Origin of the sequence: Brumimicrobium mesophilum, assembly GCF_003025005.1 — a bacterium.
Taxonomy (GTDB): Bacteria; Bacteroidota; Bacteroidia; order Flavobacteriales_D; family Crocinitomicaceae; genus Brumimicrobium; species Brumimicrobium mesophilum.
The window spans coordinates 210188-234273 of sequence record NZ_PVSS01000001.1 but is presented as its reverse complement, the minus strand read 5'-3'; the positions used below and the strand labels follow the sequence as shown (position 1 = coordinate 234273).

General features: G+C 32.7%; 20 protein-coding genes. 8 read left to right on the top strand and 12 right to left on the bottom strand.

Going from position 1 to position 24086, the window contains the following annotated elements; genetic code table 11:
• Positions 1-446: 446 nt before the first annotated feature.
• Complete coding sequence (locus tag C6368_RS01065) at positions 447-659, top strand: hypothetical protein (protein WP_159038350.1); 213 nt, start codon at positions 447-449, stop codon at positions 657-659.
• A 166-nt stretch (positions 660-825) separates the two neighbouring features.
• Positions 826-1515, top strand: a complete 690-nt coding sequence (locus C6368_RS01060; RefSeq protein ID WP_107037318.1) for a T9SS type A sorting domain-containing protein — start codon at positions 826-828, stop codon at positions 1513-1515.
• A gap of 67 nt (positions 1516-1582) precedes the next feature.
• Here C6368_RS01060 and C6368_RS01055 read toward each other — a convergent pair whose 3' ends face one another.
• Genes C6368_RS01055 through hemJ form a run of 3 tightly spaced genes read right to left on the bottom strand, consistent with a single transcriptional unit; the run spans position 1583 to position 3915 of the window.
• Positions 1583-2599 carry an asparaginase gene (locus C6368_RS01055; RefSeq protein ID WP_107037317.1) on the bottom strand — a complete coding sequence of 339 codons (1017 nt, stop codon included), beginning with the start codon at positions 2597-2599 and terminating at the stop codon, positions 1583-1585.
• 3 nt (positions 2600-2602) lie between these two features.
• Entirely contained in the window at positions 2603-3379 is a 777-nt protein-coding gene (locus C6368_RS01050) for a TatD family hydrolase (RefSeq protein ID WP_107037316.1), read from the bottom strand.
• Positions 3379-3915, bottom strand: a complete 537-nt coding sequence (gene hemJ / locus C6368_RS01045; protein WP_107037315.1) for a protoporphyrinogen oxidase HemJ — start codon at positions 3913-3915, stop codon at positions 3379-3381. Before hemJ ends, C6368_RS01050 begins: the two co-directional genes overlap by 1 nt.
• Positions 3916-4351: 436 nt before the next feature.
• Here hemJ and C6368_RS01040 point away from each other — a divergent pair, with 436 nt between their 5' ends.
• The gene (locus C6368_RS01040) at positions 4352-5728 is read left to right on the top strand and encodes a hypothetical protein (protein WP_107037314.1); all 1377 of its coding nucleotides are present in this window, start codon (positions 4352-4354) and stop codon (positions 5726-5728) included.
• A gap of 183 nt (positions 5729-5911) precedes the next feature.
• Positions 5912-6436, top strand: coding sequence for an acyl-CoA thioesterase (locus C6368_RS01035; RefSeq protein WP_107037313.1), 525 nt, complete (start codon positions 5912-5914; stop codon positions 6434-6436).
• A 124-nt stretch (positions 6437-6560) separates the two neighbouring features.
• Here C6368_RS01035 and C6368_RS01030 read toward each other — a convergent pair whose 3' ends face one another.
• The 3 genes from C6368_RS01030 to C6368_RS01020 form a co-directional block, all read right to left on the bottom strand.
• The gene (locus C6368_RS01030; RefSeq protein WP_107037312.1) at positions 6561-7886 is read right to left on the bottom strand and encodes a hypothetical protein; all 1326 of its coding nucleotides are present in this window, start codon (positions 7884-7886) and stop codon (positions 6561-6563) included.
• A 10-nt stretch (positions 7887-7896) separates the two neighbouring features.
• The gene (locus C6368_RS01025) at positions 7897-9828 is read right to left on the bottom strand and encodes a hypothetical protein (RefSeq protein WP_107037311.1); all 1932 of its coding nucleotides are present in this window, start codon (positions 9826-9828) and stop codon (positions 7897-7899) included.
• A 68-nt stretch (positions 9829-9896) separates the two neighbouring features.
• Positions 9897-10580, bottom strand: a complete 684-nt coding sequence (locus C6368_RS01020; protein WP_107037310.1) for a hypothetical protein — start codon at positions 10578-10580, stop codon at positions 9897-9899.
• A 697-nt stretch (positions 10581-11277) separates the two neighbouring features.
• Here C6368_RS01020 and C6368_RS01015 point away from each other — a divergent pair.
• From C6368_RS01015 to C6368_RS01005, 3 genes are all read left to right on the top strand, one after another.
• Positions 11278-12264 (top strand): LuxE/PaaK family acyltransferase, encoded by a 987-nt coding sequence (locus tag C6368_RS01015; RefSeq protein ID WP_234369058.1) that lies wholly within the window; start codon positions 11278-11280, stop codon positions 12262-12264.
• Positions 12265-12326: 62 nt separating this feature from the next.
• The gene (locus C6368_RS01010; RefSeq protein WP_107037309.1) at positions 12327-12857 is read left to right on the top strand and encodes a hypothetical protein; all 531 of its coding nucleotides are present in this window, start codon (positions 12327-12329) and stop codon (positions 12855-12857) included.
• A 148-nt stretch (positions 12858-13005) separates the two neighbouring features.
• Complete coding sequence (locus tag C6368_RS01005; protein ID WP_107037308.1) at positions 13006-13488, top strand: hypothetical protein; 483 nt, start codon at positions 13006-13008, stop codon at positions 13486-13488.
• Positions 13489-13728: 240 nt separating this feature from the next.
• Here the strand turns inward: C6368_RS01005 and C6368_RS01000 are convergent, their stop codons facing one another.
• From C6368_RS01000 to C6368_RS00975, 6 genes are all read right to left on the bottom strand, one after another.
• Positions 13729-13926: a hypothetical protein gene (locus tag C6368_RS01000; RefSeq protein WP_107037307.1), complete on the bottom strand. Its 198-nt coding sequence runs from the start codon at positions 13924-13926 to the stop codon at positions 13729-13731.
• A 247-nt stretch (positions 13927-14173) separates the two neighbouring features.
• Entirely contained in the window at positions 14174-19012 is a 4839-nt protein-coding gene (locus tag C6368_RS00995; RefSeq protein WP_107037306.1) for a DNA repair ATPase, read from the bottom strand.
• A gap of 177 nt (positions 19013-19189) precedes the next feature.
• A complete protein-coding gene (locus C6368_RS00990; protein ID WP_107037305.1) occupies positions 19190-21253 on the bottom strand; it encodes an SPFH domain-containing protein in 2064 nt (687 codons plus the stop codon).
• Between the two features lie 17 nt (positions 21254-21270).
• The gene (locus C6368_RS00985; protein ID WP_107037304.1) at positions 21271-21972 is read right to left on the bottom strand and encodes a hypothetical protein; all 702 of its coding nucleotides are present in this window, start codon (positions 21970-21972) and stop codon (positions 21271-21273) included.
• A 6-nt stretch (positions 21973-21978) separates the two neighbouring features.
• Entirely contained in the window at positions 21979-22674 is a 696-nt protein-coding gene (locus C6368_RS00980; RefSeq protein WP_107037303.1) for a PspA/IM30 family protein, read from the bottom strand.
• An 11-nt stretch (positions 22675-22685) separates the two neighbouring features.
• The gene (locus tag C6368_RS00975) at positions 22686-23078 is read right to left on the bottom strand and encodes a YbjN domain-containing protein (protein ID WP_107037302.1); all 393 of its coding nucleotides are present in this window, start codon (positions 23076-23078) and stop codon (positions 22686-22688) included.
• Between the two features lie 202 nt (positions 23079-23280).
• Between C6368_RS00975 and C6368_RS00970 the strand changes: the two genes are divergently transcribed.
• A complete protein-coding gene (locus tag C6368_RS00970) occupies positions 23281-23964 on the top strand; it encodes a helix-turn-helix domain-containing protein (RefSeq protein WP_159038349.1) in 684 nt (227 codons plus the stop codon).
• Positions 23965-24086 lie beyond the last annotated feature (122 nt).

Genomic DNA, 24086 nt, shown 5'->3' with positions numbered 1-24086 from the left:
TTATTCGTGAATGATGAATCTGGGATTTTAGAAAGTAAAATGATAGATGAACAAAGTCAAATCACAAAATCAAATCTTTTGGTGACGGATTTTTGATTCTTAAACCTCTTTATAAACTGTTATTTCGAGGTTTTATCTCGTTTTAAAGTTTCTCCTAAGTGCTTGCTAAAAGACTATTTTCTACGCGGAAAATTTTGGACAGACATTCGCTGGTTGAAATTTTTGAAACATCCAAGTGATTTCTGTAGGTTTTTAATCCCCTCAAATACGGGTGTTTTATCAAGAATTATAGGTGGTATTAACAAATTGATAAAAGTGAAAATGTAACTCTTACGGCTGAACAAATTAATGAAGCAGCAGAATACAAATGGTACGACTCGGATGGCAATTTAATTTATACAGGTATCAGTTTGACTTTGTCGCCTGAAATTACCAAAATATACAAATTGGAAGTAGTGGCGGATGCTGATGGATTTAAGGATTATGACGAGGTAGAGGTTAAAGTAAATAGATTTAAAATAATTAACTTAAGTCCAAATCCAGTAAGTACAGATTTAACAATAGATTATGATACAGATGGCGCGAATTCAGCTTATTTAATGGTAGTGGGTACAAGTAATTTTTCGACATCAAATAATTATCTGCTAAATTGTAGCTAGACACAAACCAGTATTGATGTATCAAATTACCCAACAGGAGTTTATACAACTGCATTGGTTGTTGAAGGAGAAATTGTAGATGCAAGCACGTTAGTAGTTCAATAAAAAGGGTTTAACTTAGAGGGTTTAGGTCCTCTGCATAAATATTAATTTTAAATACGATATCATGAAAAGTATAATAAAATATACCATCATATCATTACTCCTTACTATTTCAACTAGTTCTTTTGGTCAATTTGGTTTTTTAGGAGCTAATTATACTTATCTAATTCAAGGCAGTAATCTTCAATTATTTTCTGAGGTAGCGTTTTCTTATGGGTCTGGTGGTTCTTGCCCAAGAATAGACACAGTCATAGTCTCTGAAATCAATAATGTTATATCAATAGATTTATATTTTGATACGAGAGCTTTTTGGACACAACATGGGTGCAATGCTTATGATACGACTTCAGTAAATTTTATAAATTTTGATGCTAATTTGACTGCAGTTTTGGTTAATACAAATCTTATAAGGTATGGTGCAACCGAGAATGACTCACTGCATTTTAAAGTCCAAACTGATACTTTAATAATGGGTTCACTCAGTATTCTGGAGAATAATTTAGAGAATGACATTAGCTTATTCCCAAATCCAGCAACTAACCAACTCAACTTCACGCTAAATGACTATTCAAATTCTATCCAACTTGACATTTTTGATGTTACAGGGAATCGAGTAAAAGCTGAGCGTTTTTTAAATCAAGAAAACGGAGGATTTAAAAATTCTATTGATATTTCAGAATTAAAGAAGGGCTTGTATTTCTGTAAATTTTCAAATGGAGAGAAACAAGTCACACGAAAATTCATTAAAAAATAAAAAGCAATTACGAATTGTGAATTATCAATTGCGAGTTGTCATTCGTAATTCAAAAATTCGTAATTAATCACTCTCCCACCAAAGAAACTTGCATTAAACGCTTAACCTCTTTCACATCTGAATAATTCCCCAACAAATACATAATCTTCGTTATTGCAGCTTCTGTGGTTAAATCTCCACCACTAATTACTCCAATTTGATTTAGCATTGTAGAGTTGGCATATTTACCTTGTGAAACACTTCCAGAAGAACATTGGGTAATGTTAATTACAATTCCACCTTCTGAAATATATGTTTTAATCATTTCGAAAAATGATGGTTTGTTGGGTACGTTTCCGGCGCCAAAAGATTCAATAACCACAGCTTTCACTTTTTGGAAATCGAACATGCTTTTGTATACAGAAGTTGAGAATCCTGGGAAGATTTTCATCAAGGCAACCCTGTCATCCATTTTATATTTGTAATCTAATGCTGGTAATTTAGTTTTATAGAATGCAGCTGTATTGTATCTGATGTCTACTCCTGCCAATGCTAAATCTAAATAATTAGGAGATATGAATGCTTCAAATGCGTGTGCAGAAACTTTTGTAGTTCTATTTCCTCTGTATAAAGAATATTCAAAATAAATAGCTACTTCTTGTATAATGCTTTCTTCTTCAACTTTGGATGCTGCTATTTCAATGGAAGTGATTAAGTTTTCTTTTCCATCTGTTCGAATTGTTCCAATAGGCAATTGAGAACCTGTAAGAATAACAGGTTTTTTTAACCCTTGTAACATAAAGCTCAAAGCACTTGCAGTAAAGGCCATGGTGTCAGAACCATGAAGGACGACAAATCCGTCAAACTCTTCGTAATTTTCGACTACTTTTTGAGCGATATCTTGCCAAATCTTTGGATTCATGTCAGAAGAATCAATTGGTTCTCCAAGTGATGCCACTTCGAGCTCTGCGTTAATTCGTGAAAGTTCTGGAATTTGATCGCTTAAATGATCAAAATCAAATGCCATTAATGCACCAGTTTCTGGGTCCTCAATCATCCCGATTGTTCCTCCTGTATAAATCAATAATACTTTTGACTGTTGCATAATTTACGCTTTTAATTTGAATACTTCCAAGGCATTTTGAGTTGTGATTCTGCCCACTTCTTCTTCGTCTATTCCATGAATGTCAGATAGTTTCTTTGCAATCATTGGAATGAATGAGCTTTCGTTTCTTTTTCCTCGGAATGGAGTAGGAGCCAAATAGGGCGCATCAGTTTCCAAAACGATATTTTTCAAGTCAATGTTTTGAATTGCTTTATCCACACCGCTATTTTTGAAAGTAACTACTCCACCAATCCCTAATTTAAAACCTCCATAATTAAGAATGCGATTGGCTTGTTCTTCAGTTCCTGTGAAACAGTGGAATACTCCAAAAAGTCTATCATCATTTTCTTGGTCTAGCACTTCAAAAATTTCATCGAATGAATCTCTACAGTGAATCACAATAGGCAATTCTTCTTCTTTCGCCCAGTTTATTTGTGCTCGAAAAGATTCTGTTTGTTCTTTCTGTAATGTTTTGTCCCAATACAAATCAATTCCAATTTCACCAATTCCAATGTGGTATCCCTTTTTATAATGTGTTTTAACCTCTTCGAGTTGAGCTTCCCAATCTTTGGCTACATCACAAGGGTGAATTCCCATCATTGAATAGCAAGTTCCAGGGTAATCCTCAACCAATTGTTCCATTTTTTTGATGGATGAAATATCAATGTTTGGTAGAAATAATTTAGTAACACCACTTTCGATAGCCCGTTTAATCATTTCATCTCTGTCCTCATCAAATTGGTCAGCGTAAAGGTGTGCGTGAGTATCTATATATGTCATTATTTCTTATTTCTGTATCGTTTGTAAATTTTTATTGCAATCATTAAAGCAACGGCAACCGCGAAAAATCCAACTGTTCCGTAAATCCAGTTCAAGCTATTCTTCATAATGACCAAAAAGACAATGGCAACTAAAGAAAGAGTCGCTACTTCATTCCACAAACGTAGTTTGTTGGAGTTCCAAGTGAAGATATCTTTATCTAATTTTCGCATTATTTTCTGGCAAACGAAGTGATAAACGAGCAATAAAGCAACAAAAGTGAGCTTAAGATGCATCCAGTCCATTTTTAAAAGCATAGGATTTAGGACCAACATAGTTATTCCAAAAGCAACAGTAAGAATCATTGCTGGAGTGGTAATAATCCACCACAATTTCTTTTCCATCACTTTAAATTGCTTGCTCAAAATTTGCTTTTCTTGATCGCTTTTTTCTTGTGCTTCGGTGTGGTATACAAATAAACGCACAATGTAAAATAGTCCAGCAAACCAGCTGACCATAAAGATAATATGTAAAGCTTTAAATACGGTATAACTCATGATGGACAAAGTTAAAGGTTTCTTTAATATTTGTGTGAAAGTGATGGATGAATTTGATGAACCAAGACATTTGGATGCTGATTAATGTCTTTAAATGTATATTTATAGATTAACGCTCTAACTAGCTTGATTTTCTCGTCTCGTTTTGGATATACCCCTATGTTAATTTCATCCTAAAGTAAATTTGTTTTTCAACTTGTTGGGAATAGAAATTTGAGAAGGATCTTGTCAGTGAATTGCTTAATTACATGCTTGGTGGATTAGATATATTTACGGTTAAATTATTGGATAGATATTTTTTTTAAATTGATTAGATACTATATTTACAATTTATCAGTTTAAAATAAATAGAGAATTTAGAGACGCTATTAAATTCCACTAAAAATATTAATCTTAGCAACAAGATTTATCCTATTGCTATTACTTTATGAAATAAATGCCTAAGAATATTTTAACTATCGCCTCATTTTTTGCTGCTTTTTGGCTTATTTTTTTATTGCTTCAGAATGAGACTATTCACAAGATTACATTTGGAAAAATATCTGATACTTGGGTAGATAGTGTTGACGGCAAGAAATTAGTTAACGCGCCGTTTAAGAAATTAACCAATGAAAATTATGTTCAATGGGATGGAGTTCATTATCACACAATAAAAAATACTGGTTATGATATTGAGAAAGCAAACGGTGATTACATATTTGCATTTTTTCCGCTTTACCCTCTAATTTGGAATATCTCGGGTTTGCCTCCAATTGGAATGATTTTTATAAATTATCTATTGTTTGGTATTGCATTACTAATTCTCTATAAGATCTTTGGAACCAATAAATCCTTACTTAGAAACACTCCTTTATTGATTGCTTTTTCTATTCCAACACTTGTTGTGTTTTTGATTCCTTATACTGAATCTACTTTTTTGCTGGCTGGAGCGATTGGCTTGTACGGTTTAACCAAGAAAAAGTATTGGATATACTTTGTTGGTTTTTTCTTGTGCGCTCTTACAAGACCAACTTATACTTTTTTAATGCTGTCTTTAATTGGTGCGGAGGTATTTTTTCTTCTCGGTCATAAGCAAATACTAAGTACAATAAAAAGCACATTTTTTAAGTTGTTACCTCTTGGATTAGGGACCTTGACAGTTTCCATTGTACATAAAAGTTATAGTGGTGGAGGATTTTTTAAATTTGTTGAAGTTCAAAAATATTGGGACCATGTGCTTTCTATTCCGCACGGTATAAGAGATTGGTCTCATGAAGGATTTGGAATGAGTCTTGGAATTATTTTCATAATTGCGATTCCCTTATTCGCTATATTATTGTTGCTTTTTTATAATCAATTAGTGGGGTCGATTAAAAAGAGTATGGTTAGGATTTTCGATAATACACCAAATAACTATATTCAAGTTTTATCTATTTTTTATATCGTTGGAATATTTTTATTTATTCTTTTGTTTCAAGGTGGAAGTTTAAACGGATTGTCTCGCTATGTACTGTGTACACCGTTTTTCTTCAGTTTGCTATTCTTTTCATTTAATTATATTAGTAAAATAGATGCTTCCTATCGTTTTTTCTTTTTCATAACACTTTCTTTATTTAGTGTTTTTTCTCTCGGTTTGATTGATTATTCAACACAATGGAATTTTTCAGATACTGGAATGTTTTTAACTATTGCTTTATTTTTCTTTTGGCTATTTCAAGATCTATCTCAATCGAAAATTTATAAAGTTGGATTGTATTCAACTGTTTTTGTCAATGTTGTTTGGACAGCCTACTTGTTCAATACATATATTTCTAATGGATGGATTTTCACCTAGAAGATTGATTATAGAAAACCTTTACTTTATCCTAGTTATACTTGATTGGTGATTTGTGCGGAAGCTTAAAGTCATCTTTATTGGCATGATTCCCAAAAGAAATTTAAAATATAACTCATTATTTATCTTTCTTTAAGCCTAAATGTCTCTAGCTTGTATTAATTTTGCAGAAAATAATATCAGATGAAAGCAAAATCTCCAAAAGAATCATTGACAGTTACTACAAAAATTGTTTTACCTAACGATACAAATCCACACGGGAATTTATTTGGAGGTCAACTTTTGGGCTGGATGGATGTTACAAGTGCAATTTCTGCGCAACGTCACAGTAGGAGAGTTGTAGTAACGGCTTCTGTAAATAATGTATCATTTGGATCACCTATTAAAGAATCAGATGTTGTGACCTTAGAAGCAAAAGTTTCTCGTGCTTTTACAAGTTCAATGGAGGTATTCATTGATGTTTTTATTGAGAATCAAGTTTCAGGAGTACGTACAAAAATAAATGAAGCCATCTATACTTTTGTTGCAGTAGATCAGAATGGAGGTCCTATCAGTGTACCTAAAATTCAACCAGAAACAGAAGAGGAAAAAGACCGTTACGAAGGAGCTTTACGAAGAAAACAATTGAGTTTAATTTTAGCAGGGAAAATGAATCCAGAAGAAGCGACTGAGTTGAAAAGGTTGTTCTTGCCTGAAGAAGAGGTATAATGTAACTCGGGCCTCCGATGGCTTCGGTGCCTTCGATAAGCGCAGTCACCGCAAACAGGATACATCGTCAAGGAAAGCTGAACTGCAGCAGCACGGATATCTTATTTCGAAATGATAATTTCGTCTACCAAAAACTGGATATATCCAATTCTTTAGGATTGCTTAATCCTTTCCAATCTTCTAACTTTAACTGAAGTTGAATGGTCTCTTTTGATATGTTTTCGATGCTTAAATTTCCTTTCAGTCCTTTAATGTCAATATTTAAATAAAGTAATTTATTTTCTTTGTTTCCTTCGAAATCAACGTTTTGACTGGTTGATTTTACACTTTTTTCCTCAGTTATTGTATTTAAAGAAGGTAATAATGCAATTTGTAATTTGTCTTTTTCGAAATTAACATTTGGTAATTTATTAAGCAATTCCAATGTTTGTGAAGGTTGTGATGTTGCCCAATACAATCCGATGTTTAGAATACTGTCTACTTTTACAATTCTCTTTTCTACTTGATTGAAATCATCATCAAATTCTGTGGTGATTTGGACAGTTTCTTGAGCGATTTTTCCACCCATTTGAATTGAGGATTGACCTGTCCAAATTTTTAATAATTCCTGAGCAGATACTGGAAGTTTCTTGAATTGAATTAGAATTAAGTCTTTTAGATTTTGATTGAGGTGTTTTTTAGCATGCTCAATATCAACATTGGTAATTGCTCTTATCATTTTTAAACTGGTTGGATAAAGTTGTACCGATTGATTATTCTTCAACTGCAAAGGAGGGTTTTCAGAAACATTCCAATCAATTGTTAGATTAAATTCATTGCCATAAGAATAGGTGAAAGTGGCATAATCTGTTGAATCTAATTTTGGAGTTCCAGTCGTGTTGATTATTCCATCATTTACCTTTTCCAGTTGTTGAGTAAAAAAAACACTCGGCTTTGTTTCTTGCACTGTTAAGGCATTTTCTGCTCCTTTTCCAAAATTAAATTTTACATATTGTTCATGTTTTTCAATGCTCGTTCTTTTATTCTCTGAGATAAAATATCCAATTGAATATTTTAGTGATTTGAGGGAGAGCAAAGTCCTTAATTGATTAAAAGTTGAATTGAAAGCGGTTGAATCTAGGATTTCTGCATAGATTGAGGTGGTTCCTTTATCTTTGAATGAATGGGTGATAAATATATGCTTATTATCCAGGCCTGAGTTATTTAGTTGATTTTTCAGTTTGTTTAAAGCCACTTTGTTGGTTAGGCTTCTTTTAACTTCAGAATTGTATTGGATAATATCGTCAAGTACTTCATCTAAATCTGCGTGGTAAGCAATGTCAGCTTCAGAAACCTGGTTTATAAGATGAAATTTTTCTTTTGTTGGCTGACTTCTAAGGAACAATATTAAAGTCACCACTCCAAAAAGAAGAATAAGAATCGCAATGGTGACTTTAAGTTTTTTGTTCATTTAAACCTTGTTATTTGTTGAATAAATAAACGGCATTCATCAATTCAAACAAGAAATAACCACCATTCTCATAGTTGTCATTCGTGTTCACTTTCATTTTGTAATGGGCTTGGTTTTTAGAAATTCCAGCCATTTCAATATCGACTGTTCCAGTTTTATCACTAAACAATTTCATGAAATTTTCAGTGTTATTGATAAATCCTAAATCAATTAAATCTTTAGAAACTTGATTGAAATCCATGTGGGCGTAAAACATTTTCGCTTTTTTGACTTTCTTGTTAATCTTTCGATCAAATGCTTTTCCTGAGAATCCATTTAAGTGATCTTTTACAACTGATTCATCATTTGTTAAAATAATTACATCGTCAATAACAGCCAAGTGATATGCAATTCCTAATTCCCAAGGACCTTCAAGAATTGTATAATATTTATCTTTTTTGATAACCATGTCTTCTTCCAATTTCATTATTGCTTTCATGTATTTCTCTATCAAATAAGCACGTTCATTTGAAAGGGCCAAAGTAATCATTGGAATTTTTTCCATGTATGTGGTGTCCATTTCAGTGTACTCAAAAGTTTCTTCGTCGTATTCATAAGAAACACGAGTCATTTCAACTTCTTTAAAGCCAGCATAAGAAGCTAAGACTTTTGGAGGATAAACTGATGATACTGCTTCTACATCCACAAATTCATCGATTGTAGACCAAACCGCAGAGGCCATAAGCATGTACGGATCTTCTGATTCATCTAGTTTTGGCATATAGATTTCCTTAAACTTTGTGTAAGCACCAAATGCATTTACATTGTATAAAGCTATTCCTTGGGCATAATCTGGAATATATTTTAATAATTTCTTGTCAATTTTTTGAGATGAAGCTTCTTTCATTACCTCTGCTAGATCATCGGAAACTTGAATTTTCCAATCCATATTTATTCCATCAGAAGTAAAGTTAAAAAAGGCGAATTGTCTTAAGTTTTCCAATTCATATTCCAAGTAGTTTTGTAAAGGGTAATACATTAAATCGTTCATCATGCTGTTATTCATCAATGGATTCAAATATATTTTTGCATCGGCCGCTTCATTACTTACTTTTTTATAAAGGTCATCTTTCGCATAAAGGTTTTGTCCAGGTTGCTTAATGAAATTCGAATGATAAGTGACTACCCTTTCTTTTTCAAGAACAGTCAATGAATCCATAATACGTCTGAATTTATTTTCCAATTCACGTTCCTTAATTTCTTCACTAGAGATGATTTCCTCCTCGGCATAATACTCTTCTGCTTCATCATCATAAACTTCTACTTCGATGGTTTCTTCACCTTCATCGATAGTTATCTCTTCGTAGTCTTCATATTCTTCTACAGCGTCGGCAGCTTCTTCAACATCATAAATATCGTCTTCGATGTAATCATAGTTGCTAAACCAATAATAGTTATCTGGAAGTTCCCAGTCGTTATCTTCAAAAAAGATTCTTGTTTTTTCACGGAAATAACTCATTTTCCAATCAATCACATTGATGATGCAAGTTTGATTTGTTACAGAAATTACTTTTCCTTGATGTTCAATTGAACCTTTCTCTGCTAGCATACGCTGCTCTTCAAGAGATAAAAGCGTTAGAAATTTTTGTTTGTCTTTTAATGGAATAATAGCTGAAACTGATGAATACGCATCCTTTTCAAGGTTGAATACGATTAATTTAGATGAAAAATCGATTCCCAAATCTGACAGGTTATTGATGGAGCTTGATTTATTTTCGAATTCCTTCATTAAAAACCTTACAAATTCTAATTTGTTGATTTCTTCTAATGGCACTGATTTAACCACCTTTCCTAAATCTACTTCCATAACGAAGTAGGCTGAGTCGGAAATCATCTGGTTAACTTGACTTTTTACGGAAAAAGTGCTGGCAATTATCAGAAGTAAAGTGAAAAATTTATTCATTGTGAAATTTTATTTATTCGACAAAATTAAGTAAAAAAAGAGTCAGAATAAGATTAATATTTTAGTCTTTATTGCTTTATTGTAATAATATAATCTAACTTTTCTGGAGCATTAACTAACACAAGTGGAGAAAGTTGAAGCATAGTAGCTTTTTTGCTCTTAGCAATCCTTACGATGTCTGAGTTTACATTTTCTATCTCTTTGTCAAATCGTTGAATAAAAACACATTTTCCTTCATTTAACTTAGAGAAATCTTCACTTTCTCGGGCTTGTTTTTGCCAATTTTCTGGAATTAGACTTCCAATTTTTCTCTCGTAAACATTTTTAGAGAAATTCAAGACAATATCATTAACTTCTGAAGGTGAAGGTTTTTTTGTGATGTCTTCCGACATTGAAATAAGTCCTTTTTTGAGATCGGTTAAAGATTCAAAATCAAGACTTAAATTGACAATCCAAGTTTCTGTATTTAAAGTTCCTGTAACATTGGAAATACCTTCCTTTTTTTCGAGTTGGGATAAATATGTTTGAAGATTGTGTTTAAGTTCTGATCGGGATGGCACCTTAGAGCCCTTAATGCTATCCATCGCCATCATAGAATTTACTTTTGTGGTGCTGGCACTAAGGTTAACAGTCAGTTTATAAGTTCCTGTTCCATCACTATTTAAAGTGGTGTCTTCGATAAGCTCAAAGCATCCGGACAACCCAAAAAGTAAACCAGTTGTCAATGCTAAAGTAATAAGTGCTCTTTTCATTTGAATTTTGATTTATGGCAATACAAAAAGTAAGCCTTTTAAAAACGGATAGTATGGAATTAACCTTTTCCCCTAAAAAAAGTCCATTACTCTCGATTACTTCAAAAATAACCTTTTCCAAAGTATATAAGTAGATTAATTATTTTTATGATGAAAGCGAATATTATTTGTTTCCAGCTTTCAAAAAAACTTTTCTAATCAATCGTTATCAGTAATCTTATAATCTATTCAATTTTTCGTTTAGAGGATTTTCAAAAATATTTATTTTTTGCTCAATTGAATTCTGTTTTTATTCGGAAATCTACATATTGAACTAATTATTAGTAGTGTATCTTTGTTTTATTTCTGCTATTATTGGAAAGCTATTCTGTGTTGTAATAAGGTGTTTTTAGACGAATAGGCGTTATTCTTCGACCAATTAGATATAGCAAGTTATGAATATATTTGACTTCTAAGTAAATCTAATTAGTGATTAGTTTCTGATCTTTTTTGGCTTTTATTGTAAAGCTAAGCGCTGAAAATAAATCAGTTAAATCATTTTATTTCTAATTTTTTGAGTTAAATTTGTATAAGTAGTAGTAGGTTAGGTTGATTAGTGTGATAGGAGTTCAAAACGCCAGTTTTGAGCTCCTATTCTTTTTAAGAAGAATTGAATTGTCTATTTTTGCGTATAACTTTTAATAATTCAATAACTCAAGTGTCAATTCATAACTCTTTAATAAATTCCATTTTTGAAATTAATTCGGATAAAGATTTTAATGAAGTTGCTTTAAAAGTATATCATTACCAATATAAACACGTTTCTATTTATCGAAATTTTTGTGATGCTTTAGGGAGAAAAACACCAACTCATTTTAAAGAAATTCCATTTTTGCCTATTTCATTTTTTAAGACCCACAAAATTCTTTCAGATGAAATAGACAGCGCAAGTTTACAGGTTTTCAAAAGTTCTGGAACTACACAAAGTATAAGAAGTCAACATTACTTGGCTGATCCCAAAATTTATGTTGATTCATTTCTAAATACTTTCACTAAGCAAATCGTAAATCCAAAGGATGCTATCATCATGGCATTATTGCCAAATTATGTAGAGCAAGGAGAATCTTCTTTAGTTTATATGGTTGATTATTTGGTGAAGGAATCAAATCATTACTTGTCTGGTTTTTATTTGAATGATTTGGACTTGCTAATAAATGCAATTGAAAATGCTAGAAAGGAAGACAAGAAGATCATTTTATTTGGAGTGTCTTATGCTTTGTTGGATTTAGCTGAGAAAAAAATAGATTTATCAGGTGTCATTATTTTGGAAACGGGTGGTATGAAAGGCCGTAGGAAAGAAATGATCAAGGAAGAATTGCATGAAATATTGTGTGAAGGATTAAAAGTACAGCACATATATTCTGAATATGGAATGACAGAACTTTTATCACAAGCTTATACTAACGGAACAGAGTATTTTACTGCTCCAAAGTGGATGAAAGTTTTGATTCGTGATGTTGATGACCCACTGAATATTCGAAATGAAGGAAAAACAGGTGGTGTAAATGTAATTGATTTGGCGAATTACTACAGCTGTTCTTTTATAGGTACAGATGATTTGGGTATCCAAGAAGGAAATCGTTTTAAAATTCTTGGTCGTTTTGATCAAAGTGATATACGTGGATGTAATTTATTGGTAAATTAACGTTTCGGAACGTTTTTTGTTACTATTTTCGTAATATCAAATGAATAAAAAAATCAAGTAGAATGAAAATTATATTAGCCCTTTTAACTGTTGTTATTTTAGGAAGTTGTGCAACGAAAGTACCTTACACTACAAAAATTCGCTCTGAATTTGAATTGACTCCAGAGAAATTAAAGAAGGTTCAGTTTTATACCTCTGAGATTATTATTCTTGAAAGAAGCGATGAACAATCAAAAGTTGCGACTACTGGTCAATCTGGAGAGTTAGTTACATCTGAACGTTCAACATCAGAAAGAATCGTTATTCCAGCAAATCGCCCTTGTGTTTTCGAAGAAATGGAAGAAGATGGAACAGTACAAATTAGATTTGAAATGGGTGATGGTCGAGTTTTAAGGTTCGCAGAACGTCAAAATATTTCTAATGGAAGATTTTACCTTGTAGCACAATGGGCTAACGGTAAAGGGGAGTTGGATTACGGTGGATCTGTTTATTATGCAGTTCGTCAAAGTGCTTCTGCATACCTTATGGTGAAATTGAAAAATTGGAAGAAAAACCAACGTAAAGACAGAGTTGTTAAAGGAATGAAGATATAAGTAATTTTGAATATTGAATTCAAGAATTCAAGAGATTTTATAGAGAAAGGGACAGTTTTGTCCCTTTTTTTTATGCTAACAATTCTGCACTTTAATTCTTTTTTTATATTTACTACTTGTAAATTCATTCGATAAAAAATAGAAGAACATGAAACATATACTTTTAGCCTTAGGCCTTTTTGGAATAGGGTTTTTAATGAGCTGCGAAAATGAATCTAAAATGGATTCTAATGAGCCAGTTGAGCAAGAAATAACAAACGAAGATGATAATCAATTTACTGACGAACATTCTCATGGACATAGTGATATCTACTTAAATAATGGAGAGAAATGGGAGGTTAATGAAGAAATGAAGCCTTACGTTATGAAGGGGGAGCAACTTGTTAATGAATATATCAATTCGGGGAATAGTGATTACATTGATTTAGCAGAGAAAGTTTCTATTCAAAATAAACAACTTATTTCTAGTTGTACAATGAATGGAGAAAGTCATAATGAATTGCACAAGTGGTTGCACCCACACTTAGAGTTAACAAAAGAACTTACCATAACTAATACAGATGATCAAGCTAATTATCTCGTGGGTTTATTGCAGGAGTCTTATGGTGAATATCACAAGTTTTTTAAATAGTTTTTGCAATATTATCTAACTAAAATTGAATAGTGATTTCTGAATTGGAATCACTATTTTTTTGCGTTACTTTCTACTTGTTTTAAAATTTCTCCTTTGATGGAGGTTTTTTATGCCAAGAAATTAATTCCTTGGCGTAAAACAATTGAATATTGAAATTTTCACTTCAGAAAAATCGATTAAATATCTGTTGGAAATTCGTTTTCTCAAAGAAATTAAAATTTCAATTAAAAGTAATTTTTAGTTAGTTCTCCAAGTTCCTCCAGCAGCTTTACACTCCTTTTCAAAATCTTCAGCTTCCGATTTATCTTTTGTTGAAAAGTCAGTTGATCCTGAAGCAATACCACCATTTCCAGAGTAAGTACAAGTGTAATCTTTTTTACACGAAGTTAAACCCAAACAACCAACAAGCACTGCACCAAATAGTAACTTTTTCATAATTTTGAATTTATTATTAGAGCGCAATATTAGAAAAAAGGATCTTATGAAATAACTTAGTATTTAGTTAATAAATCACAAAGTCAATTAATAATTAGTAGGTTATAGAGTTGATCTACTTCATTCTTATAAAGTAAAAGTTGCTATTTGAGAATATCAACTATGCAACAATACGTACCTAACTTTAATATGGACTTAAATTTTCCAAAATCCGCTAACCTCAAATTCGTAATTCCCCTATTCGTAATTAATCCTTTTTTATCGCTTTTTGAATCCCTCCTAAATTTGCATTGAAATCCATCAATTGAGATATGATTTGACCCATTTCATTGGTGTCGGATAATCCTTTCAACTTGTTGTTTTTTAAGAAAGTTTCTTTTATTGATTCCCAACGTTGAGCTTCTACTTCTGTCAATGTTTGACTCAATTCTTTAAATTTCAATAAATTTGCTTCTGCTTGTCCAGTTAATGTTTGTGATTCACTTTCATAATGCGTGTTGAGCAAAGTTTGTAGTTCATCATTGTTCATAATAGAAACGATTTTCTCCACAAGCTTGTTCATGTCTCGGTAAGATCCCTGGAGTTTAAATGCTGGCTCTGTTCTGTAGGAATCTTCCATTGCAGCACTCTTGATGTAGGTTTCGTTTACTTTTAAAACCGTATCTCGAACTTTAATTACTTTTTCGAGCACAGAAACGTAATCTTGCAAGTCTTGTTGACTATGTGTAGCTTCAAGTTCGGCTTGTTGACCTGTTTGCACTTGTCTAATTAAAGCATACAAATCTTCCATCGATTTATTTCTTAATTGACTTAATGTAGAATTCGCCGTTAAGGAATTCTCGATTAAACTGAGTTCGAAGAAGTCTTTTGTGTCACCGATAATATCACCGAGATTATAAATGTCAGCTCTATTCGCTAACATATCTGGGATTCTAAAACGTTCACCACTTTCGGTATACGGATTTCCAGCCATGATCACACTGAATTTTTTACTTCTTAAATCATACGTTTTAGGTTTTCCATTGTAAACACCTTCAATACGTCTTGTTCCATCAGAAAGTGAAATAAATTTCTGTAAGAATTCTGGATTACAATGTTGAATATCGTCCAGATAAAGCATCACATTATTCCCCATTTCGAAAGCAAGATTCAACTTTTTTAATTCTTCTCTACTAGCACTGTTAGTTGCAGCTTCTGGGTCAACAGATGTTACTTCGTGTCCAATGGCAGGTCCATTTATTTTCATAAAAACCAATCCTAACCTGTTACAGATGTATTCCATAAGCGTGGTTTTACCATAACCAGGTGGAGAAATCAGTAGGAGTAGACCCATTCTGTCCACACGCTTATTTTCACCAACTGTTCCCATTTGTTTGGCGAGATTACTTCCGAAAAGAGGTAAATAAACTTCGTCAATCAATTTATTTCGCACGAATGAAGACAAAACAACAGGCATAAATTCACTGAGTTTAAGTTGCTCTTTGAGTTCTTCAAGTACTTGATGACGTGTTTCTCTAAACGCATGATAAGCTGGGACTTCTATTTCCGAAAATGCTTCTAATTTTTGGATGAAATTATGGTAATCAAAAATGTATTTTTCATCTTCTAAAACCTTGTGATTTCCTTTGAACCCTATGATTGTTTCTTTAGCAGATAGATGTGTTTCTGGCTGGGAAAAAGATTCTGAGAATAGAGATAAACAGACAGCTTCTTCTAAAAACACGGTGTTATTCTCTGTTTTTGATTGAGAAAAAGCCATAAACCATTGCTTTGCGGTTTGAATTTTCTCTTTTAAATTGTCAGTTTCTTCTAACGTAAGTTGATAACGTTTGTCTTGTTTTTTTTCTTTTAAAGATTGTTGAAATTCTTCATTTAGGTCAAAAGCCTCAATCGAAATAGCAAATATGTCATCAGATTGTAACTCTTTTACTAAATATTGTGCGATTTGCTTTTTTTCAGCTATTTCAAAAAGTTTAGAGTTCTCAGCAAATTGTGAAATTTCCTCTTGTAATTCTAGTTCAACGAAACTTTCATTTTGAGCATTAGGAAAAGTTTTGAAAACTTCACCTGTTGTCTTGATTAATCTCAACAAACGCACTTGTTTTTCTTTCGCTAAAGCATGCCAAAAATATTGGGCATGTGCTCTTGTTTTAGAAGTGAAAGTTAATAGGCCAAGGCTTTTATGTTTTTCTACTAAAATGTTTAAAATCAGTAAAGCATCTTCGTCATGCACTCCTTTAGTGTATCCTTCAGAGTAGTTTATACTACTTTCTGCTTTCACTTTTTCTTCCCACATTTCTGGTGTTAGCTCGCCCAATTTGTTTTCCTTTTTGAAAACTTTGTAAGCTAAATATTCACTTCTGTAAACCTCTTTATTTTCAGAAGCGTAATCTTGCGACCAGAATCTCCTTCCACTTTCCAATAGCGGATTCGTCAAGGGTTGATAAAAATCTGTTCCGGTTAAATGATAAAATAATTCTTCGTTTTTAAGAACGAGCGTTATGTCAAGTTTCTGTTGGTTAACACCAAACCTATGCTGACCAAATTTGATTACTGAATTCCCATCCTCATATAAATCTTTACGGTCTTTAAGCTGTCTAAAGGAATCTTCTTTCGCAACTTTTAAAGCTGTTTCCAGAGATTCTGCTTTTCCTTGATCTTCTAGCGCTAGAAGCTCGTTTATGTTGTCTCTAACTTTATTGACCATCAAATCAGAAGCGAAATGTGCATTTATTTCTTGCTCTGATTCTAGATTTTTAAGCTTGTTTACAATCCCATTAATGATGCGTTCAGAAGTTGTTTTTATAGCAACTGTTCGGCGATTTTTCTTTTCAATTAGCTCACTTTTCCTAGTGTCGAAAGATGCAAAAATCTCTTCTCTTTTTTCAGCAATTTCTAATGCGAAATGATCGTAATCTATAAATTTGGCTTCTAAATCTTCAAGTTGTACTGCTACTTTGTTTTGATATTCGTCACACTTTTCTGGAGTGTCGGCCATATCGAAGTAATTAAAAACACTCTGTTCAATTAACTTTATTTGCGTTGCGAATGCTGCTTTTGCTTCTGCACCACCTAAGTTTTGCTTCTTGTTTTTTGCTGCAGCTTTTAATTGATTGAGTCGAGAATAAATTAAAGAAATAGCGTCAATTATTTTAATCGTATGTGTGGTATCTTCAATTTCTAGATTACTAACGATTTCAATAAGCATTTCGAGTTCGATACCTATATTGGAAATTTCAGTTTCTAACGCTTTAATTTCAAATACTTTTTTACTTTCTACTAAGGCTTTTTCTTTATCAATTAGCTTGTCGTCATATGGCTTTAAAGCTTTCTCGTCCAATAAGAATTCTACACATCGTTTGGAGATTTTATCTTGATATTCTTCAACTTCCTCTTCAATTTTGTTTAAGATTTCTTCATCGATATATCGAACATCTCTTAACGTGATTACCTCACCTCGGATTTGTCTTAAAGAAGTTAATAGTTTAACGAATTCATCTATATTTTTGAAGGAAGTGCTTTTAATTTTGCTAAAAACCTCATTGGCAACAGTCGCTATTTTATGGCTTTCTTCTTTCGCATTTTTCCTTAATTCAACAACTCTTTCAAATTCATCTATTGCGGAATGAGCAGTTTTTCTAATTTCTTTAATGGGTTCGTCGAGGCGCATTGTCTCTTCCTCATTTAACCAATAATAAGCATCTAGAATGTCTTTTGCGTTCTTGGCAATATCAACATATAAATCAGCGTAATTATCGCCTTTATTGAGCAGATTGATAATTCCATGGGCTTCAGCCATGGCTTTAACGATGTCTTTATTTCCAATTTTGTAAATCAGTGACTCCGTGTGCTCTGCAGGAGCAATTGCTTCTTTTGTAAACGGTGTTTGCCATATCTGAATAATATGGTGCTTGGTTTGCTCATTCTCATTTCTAAAATAGCAGAGCTGACCTTCTTTAAAAATGGTGTAACCATTACAAACAATTGGGGTTTTTACCTTTTGAGAAATGACATTGTAATGCATTAGGTTGTATAAACCAAGTATGTTAGAATAGAAAACATACAAATAGTCTTCCCCATTTGGTGAAGCCACTTTTTTAACGAATTCGATTCCTTCGATGGAATTATCAAATAGGTGATATTCGCCAGTTTGAAGATAATAACCAGTTGGGAAAATTAATCCTTGATTGTCTGGTAAGAACACAGCGGTCCGTTGTATGCTGTCGATACGCTGAACTTCACGCATTTTATGGTTGTACAAGAAGTATCGAGGTTCTTCTTGAAATGGAGTTATTTCTATTGGGATCAAGTTGCCAAATTCTGAAAATCTTACCTTTCCATCATCCAAGGTTTGGTCACGGTATTCTACACTTTCTGAGTAGATTCCATCTCCATCTGCGGTATTGTCTTCAATTTTTATGGTCAAATCTCCACCAACACTTTCCACAAAAACTTTATCTAAAACTGAAACGTGAGGATGTTCACCATAGCGGTGCATGTCTCTGTCAATTTCTTGCCATTGAAACTCATGTTGAGGTGGTAAATTGTATTCATGCTCACTTCTGGCGTCAATATAGGTGAGTTGATTGTCTTTAATTAGCCATTTGAAAGTTTTTATGTCATCAGGGTTTTCACTTATTTGGAAAACCATAAATAGGAAATTCTCTATGTGTCCAAAGCGTGTAAAAAAAGTATTTCTATAATATTTGTAAAGGTTTACGAAGTCAGTTTCAAACTGCTCATCGCTAATAAAATCATAAGAAGCTGGTTCAAAGTTGTTGTCTTTAAATTCATAAATGCTAAAAACATCAGACAATTTAATTTCCGAACGTAAACCAAAATTTACATTATAACCGAAAATACATGTGTTGTCAAAGGAGATTATATCTCGAGGAATACAATTGTTTTCGGTTAGAATTCGATTGTTGTCAATCAATTTTGTTTCCAACGCACCAAAGACATCTTTTCGAGATTCATTCAATTTCGAAATTCGAACTTGAAGCTCATTGGAATGTGTTTTTAACCTCCCACGAATAATTTCGTAAGTGTCTTTATTTAACTGATCTGAATTTTTGTTTTCTGCCATTTATTGGAAATGTTTTCTTGACTGATTAGCTTAAACTAAATGAAACAAAGGAATTATAGCGTATTATGAAAAATGTTATTTCTTGAATTCTTTATTTTCTCAGAATTAATTTGTGGAATACCTAATAAAGTGCTTTACTAGAATATTCCACAAATCTTAAGGTTTTATTTTAAAGAATTAGTTCAATTTCTTGTCGCCAATTCCCATACCTTTTGCCATGTTCATTAAATTGGTCAACATGTTATTGTCTTCTTCATTGTCTGCTTTATTGTTCATTTTCAACAATAAATTAGCTATGCTCAAGTTTTTGATGTCTTCTGAACCAATTCCATAACGGTCTGCCATGTTTTTGATCTTGTCGATTAAATTACCTTGAACATCATCATTTGATAAAATTGCGTCTTTCACTTCTGTGATGTTCTCACTGTGATTTACTAATCTATCTATTCCTTTAGAACGTGTGATTTGGCCGATAATTTGATCAAAGAACATTGTTTCTCCACCTACGATATCAATGTTGGCAGCTTTAAGTGCTTCCGCGATAACGGAAGCTTGAGCATCCGCAATATCCTTCTGAATATTTATTCCAGCAAGATCAATTTGTAATTCTTTATCTAATCTCAGCTTGAATTCCTCGTGGTCTTTTCCAACACCATCCAGTTTCTTCATTGCTTCGGCCTTCTCTTCGATTCCGCGAGCTTCAGCCATAGCTTTTTCTTTCATTACTTCTGCTTCTGCCAATCCATCTTTGCGTTTTGCATCTGCTTTAACTTCAATTCCTTTGGCTTCAGCAATTGCTTGTTTTTCTGTTATTAAAGCATCTACAATTCCTTGTCTTTCGTTGGCATCTGCTTTTGCGTGCATTACTTGTGCTTCAGAAATACCTAAAATAGCTTCTTCTTTTGCTTTGGCGTCTGCAATTATTTTACGCGCTTCGGCTTCCTTAGAACTTGCTTCTTTCTTAGCTAGAGCTTCAATATTAATTTCTTCCGCCTTTTGCTTCATGGCTTCTTTCTTACCTTCAGCTTCTTTTATCGTTTTGATTAGAAGATCTTGCGCTTGAGACTCCGCTCTAGTAATAGCAACTTGTTTCTCTCTGTCTGCAGTTTTGAAAGCTTGAATATCTTTCATGTTTTCTTGCTCTTCAACAACTCCTTTTTCTAAAGTTACGCGATCACGAATAACATCTTGAATGTTTTTCTTTTCTACCTCAACAACCTTTTCTTTTTCAATTTGTGCAAGTGTTACAATACGCTCTCTCTCGGTTTGTTCTAAAGCACGGTCTTTTTCGACACGTTCGGTCTCTACAGCTTCAGTTCTTTCTTTGTTCTTAAGCGCAACGATTATCTGACGTTGCATGTTTTCTTCTGCAACTTTTACTTTTTCTTCTGTTAAAATGCGCGCATTTTCAGATTTTAAGCGTTCTTCTTCTCTAACTTTTGATACTTGTGCTTCTTCACGAGATTTAATGTTAGCAATTTCTCTTTTTTGAGATTCTTCCTTTTCAGCTAATTGCCTATCTAATTCTAAGATAGCTTCTCTTGCTTCAACATCTTGCTTGCGAATTACCTTCTCTTCATCGCGTTTAATAAGATTGGCTTTCTTGTTTTGTTCAGCTGTTAATTCAGTAATTTTCTTAATCCCTTCCGCATCAAGAATGTTGTTTGATTTTAAGAAACCTACTGGTGTTTGTTCTAAATAATCTATCGCACAATCTTCTAGTGTGTAGCCATTTAAGTCTGTTCCGATGATGTTCACGATTTCATCTCTGAATTCTCTTCGAGCTTCGTATAGTTCTATAAATTCAAACTTCTTACCTACAGATTTTAAGGCTTCAGAAAATTTCGCTTCAAAAAGTTCTTCTAAGGTTTGAATTCTAGATGCTCTCTCACAGCCAATAGTTTGAGCAACTTTCTTTATAGCGTTTATATCGTTGTTCACCCTTACGAAAAATGCAACTTTGATATCTGCACGCATATTGTCTTTACAAATCAGACCTTCAGTTTCCATTCTTTCAATTTCGATTTTCTTAACCGAAATATCCATGATTTCAATTTTGTGGAATACTGGAATTACGTACATTCCTTTGTCTGTCGCAATTTTAGTTCCTCCAAGTCCCGTTCTAACTAAGGCTTGACCTTGAGGGATTTTTTTGTAGAACATGGCAATAATAGCCATGTACACCAGGGCAAGGAAGACAACCGCCCCGACTATAAAAAGTGATAATTGTAATAGATCCATAATTTTTAGTGATGTGTTTAATAATTGTTTTTATATGATTGAACGTAATAATAGCTTTTTGTTGGTGAATTTCTGATAATTAGAAAATTCTCATTGTAAGCAATGGGTTCTCCATTTTCTGATTTAATATAGATAGAATAAGGATTTCCATCAATAATGACCTCTGCATTTCCCATTTTATCGGCTGAAATACTCGATAAACTAGTTCCTTCTCTTCCTATGAAATCAACTGGAGCATCTCCGTCTTTGTTGAATTTGCTGAAAAATGATTTGAAAGGACTTGTAAAAATCTTTGTGATAAAAAGAGCTGGTATAAAACTCAGAACCATTATCACAAATCCTAAATTGGTCTCGTAGAGATTAAAGAATGAAGTTGAAACAACAGAAATAATCCACCAGATGAAAATGAATGAAGTTAATGTGAACATAAACGGCAATCCCACAAAGTTGAAGTAGATTAGGAAGATTTGCCACCATTTTAGAGGCTGTCTTCTTTTGTTAACTACATCTTCTTTGTTGACTTCGATATTAGCGATGTCTTCAATGGATGTTGCATCTAAGCCAGAACTAATATCAATATCTGCGTCAATATCTACATCTACATCAAAATCTATTTCGAAATCTAATCCTCCAATAATAGAAATTAACCAATATGCAACCAGCACCAAAACAAGTAAAGTAAGTGCAAAATTGACAGGTGAAAATAAAATTTCTATCATTTAATTTTAGGAGTTATTCGCGATTTTTTTCTTCAATGCTTCTAATTCACTTTCCGCTTTGGATGAAGTTAGGTCTGCTGCTTTATCAATTTCATCTTCTACTGAAGTTGAGTTATTAGCAATGTCGCCGTAGGCTTCAGCTTTTGCCTCTTCTTCCTCTACTTTTTGCTGCATTCTTTTGAGCATTTCTACCGTTCCGTTACTGTCCATTCCTGCCATTTGCTTATTCAAGCTGGATTGAGCCTTGCTTACTTTGACACGCGATTTTAATGTACGAAGTTCACTTTCCCATTTAGAGATATTGCTTTTTAATTTGGCAATATTAGTTTCAATTTCTACAACGGCTTTACTTGTGCGCTCATGTTCTTCATTAGCGTTTTGAGCCATTTTTTCCAATTCGCCTTTCTTAATCAAAGCTTGTTGTGCTAAATTGTCTTTTGCAGCATCATCTAAATCCTTGTTTTTGAGAATTGCAATTGCTTTTTCTTCAAAAATTGTAGCCTGGTTTAAATGTTTCTTTTCGTCATTTCTTGACATGATGCTAGAAGCCTTTACTTGTGCTAAAGCCTCAAGACTTTTTGTCAAGTCATTTTTAAGATCTCTGATTCCTTGCTCAGTTAATTTAATTGGATCTTCCATGTTGTCGACAACAGAGTTTGCCTCTGCTTCTCCTATTCTAAATAATCTTTTAAAAATATTCATTGTTTTTCGTTTTAATATTTTGAGAATTTTATTATCTCATTTGCATATTCACTCATTAATAAACTGAGTGAATTAAGTGATGCTTCGAGTTCTTCAATGTCTAAAGTTTCAATTTGAAGAGTGTCTCTAAAAATTACTTTCTTTCCAGAATCATCAAGTACAAAAGCGCCGTGAATAATTTCTCTGTTTTTTATAAGTAGACTTTGAAAAATTTCAGCTGAAGGTTGGTCTATTTTAAATATGTATTGTTCTAAGATTAAAACAGGTGGAGTAATTCCTAAAACTAGGTTCTTTACACCATATTCTTCCTTTTCAATTATTAAAATACCTTCGTCTTCTTTTTCGTGTGTAATGGTGTAGTCTAACTCCACCAAATATTGTTTGATAGTTTCTGTGTAATTCATAGGCTAAATTTAAAAAATATATCCTTGATGCTGGTCAAAATATAAATAATTATTAATGTCATGTGTTTGTTTTTTTATTAGTTTAGCTAAAATTAATAGTACAAATATATATAATCTTTATTAATCTGCAAATTTTATTAGCATAATGTCATTTTTTGGAACAAATATAAAGAAGATTAGAAAGTTGAAGTCTCTCTCTCAGATGAACTTTGCAGACTTGTTTGATTTGAAAAGAGGGACTTTAGGAGCTTATGAAGAAGGAAGGAGTGAGCCTAAGATAGAAACAATTATAAATGTTGCTAATTATTTTAGCATACCGATTGACGACTTGCTAAAGCGAGAATTGACTATAAATGAATTATTGAAATTCAATACTGAACTTACAACCAACGAAAGTCAATTAAGAAAGGCCTTCCCACGTATTCCGCTTCTAACGAAAGTAAATCAGGAGGAATACATTATTCATCATCAGAAAGAAAGTTTTTTAAATAATATGCCTTTTATAAAATGGCCAATTGATGTTGGAGATAAAACATATCTATTTTATGAGGTTTTTGATTTGGAAATGAGCGATAGTCAAGGAGGATTGTACCCTAAAGATATTGTGTTGTTGGAAAAAATCAGTTTTGAAAATATTGATCAAAGTCTACCAGTTCTCGTTGTGTATGACGACATTAAATTATGTCGAATAGTAAAGAAAGAGGAGAAGGTTGAGTTAATTGCCGATCATCCTGCAATTGAAACCATTGAAATTTCAATTTCTGATATCAAGGAATCCTGGGTATTGGTGGGTCTTTTTCAAAAATATAGAAAAATGGAAAATCAGTCGGATTTGCAGACACAGATTAATCAATTGACCAAGAAAGTGGAAGACTTAGAGAGTTAGATTTTCCAAAAGAATCTAAATCCTAAATTACGGATTGGCAATTATGAATGGCTGTAACTTTTAGGGAAGCTAATTGTAAATTTGAAAATTGCTTAAGTGATACTCAATTCGATATTTTAGTG

Excerpts from the sequence above, each read along its gene's own strand:
- C6368_RS01050 (WP_107037316.1), bottom strand. The coding sequence starts at position 3,379 with ATGACATATATAGATACTCACGCACACCTTTACGCTGACCAATTTGAT.
- C6368_RS00995 (WP_107037306.1), bottom strand. The coding sequence starts at position 19,012 with ATGGCAGAAAACAAAAATTCAGATCAGTTAAATAAAGACACTTACGAA.
- C6368_RS01025 (WP_107037311.1), bottom strand. The coding sequence starts at position 9,828 with ATGAATAAATTTTTCACTTTACTTCTGATAATTGCCAGCACTTTTTCC.
- C6368_RS01000 (WP_107037307.1), bottom strand. The coding sequence starts at position 13,926 with ATGAAAAAGTTACTATTTGGTGCAGTGCTTGTTGGTTGTTTGGGTTTA.
- C6368_RS01005 (WP_107037308.1), top strand. The coding sequence starts at position 13,006 with ATGAAACATATACTTTTAGCCTTAGGCCTTTTTGGAATAGGGTTTTTA.
- C6368_RS00990 (WP_107037305.1), bottom strand. The coding sequence starts at position 21,253 with ATGGATCTATTACAATTATCACTTTTTATAGTCGGGGCGGTTGTCTTC.
- C6368_RS01035 (WP_107037313.1), top strand. The coding sequence starts at position 5,912 with ATGAAAGCAAAATCTCCAAAAGAATCATTGACAGTTACTACAAAAATT.
- C6368_RS01030 (WP_107037312.1), bottom strand. The coding sequence starts at position 7,886 with ATGAACAAAAAACTTAAAGTCACCATTGCGATTCTTATTCTTCTTTTT.
- C6368_RS01055 (WP_107037317.1), bottom strand. The coding sequence starts at position 2,599 with ATGCAACAGTCAAAAGTATTATTGATTTATACAGGAGGAACAATCGGG.
- C6368_RS01010 (WP_107037309.1), top strand. The coding sequence starts at position 12,327 with ATGAAAATTATATTAGCCCTTTTAACTGTTGTTATTTTAGGAAGTTGT.
- C6368_RS01040 (WP_107037314.1), top strand. The coding sequence starts at position 4,352 with ATGCCTAAGAATATTTTAACTATCGCCTCATTTTTTGCTGCTTTTTGG.
- C6368_RS01020 (WP_107037310.1), bottom strand. The coding sequence starts at position 10,580 with ATGAAAAGAGCACTTATTACTTTAGCATTGACAACTGGTTTACTTTTT.
- C6368_RS00985 (WP_107037304.1), bottom strand. The coding sequence starts at position 21,972 with ATGATAGAAATTTTATTTTCACCTGTCAATTTTGCACTTACTTTACTT.
- hemJ (WP_107037315.1), bottom strand. The coding sequence starts at position 3,915 with ATGAGTTATACCGTATTTAAAGCTTTACATATTATCTTTATGGTCAGC.
- C6368_RS00980 (WP_107037303.1), bottom strand. The coding sequence starts at position 22,674 with ATGAATATTTTTAAAAGATTATTTAGAATAGGAGAAGCAGAGGCAAAC.
- C6368_RS00970 (WP_159038349.1), top strand. The coding sequence starts at position 23,281 with ATGAACTTTGCAGACTTGTTTGATTTGAAAAGAGGGACTTTAGGAGCT.
- C6368_RS00975 (WP_107037302.1), bottom strand. The coding sequence starts at position 23,078 with ATGAATTACACAGAAACTATCAAACAATATTTGGTGGAGTTAGACTAC.
- C6368_RS01060 (WP_107037318.1), top strand. The coding sequence starts at position 826 with ATGAAAAGTATAATAAAATATACCATCATATCATTACTCCTTACTATT.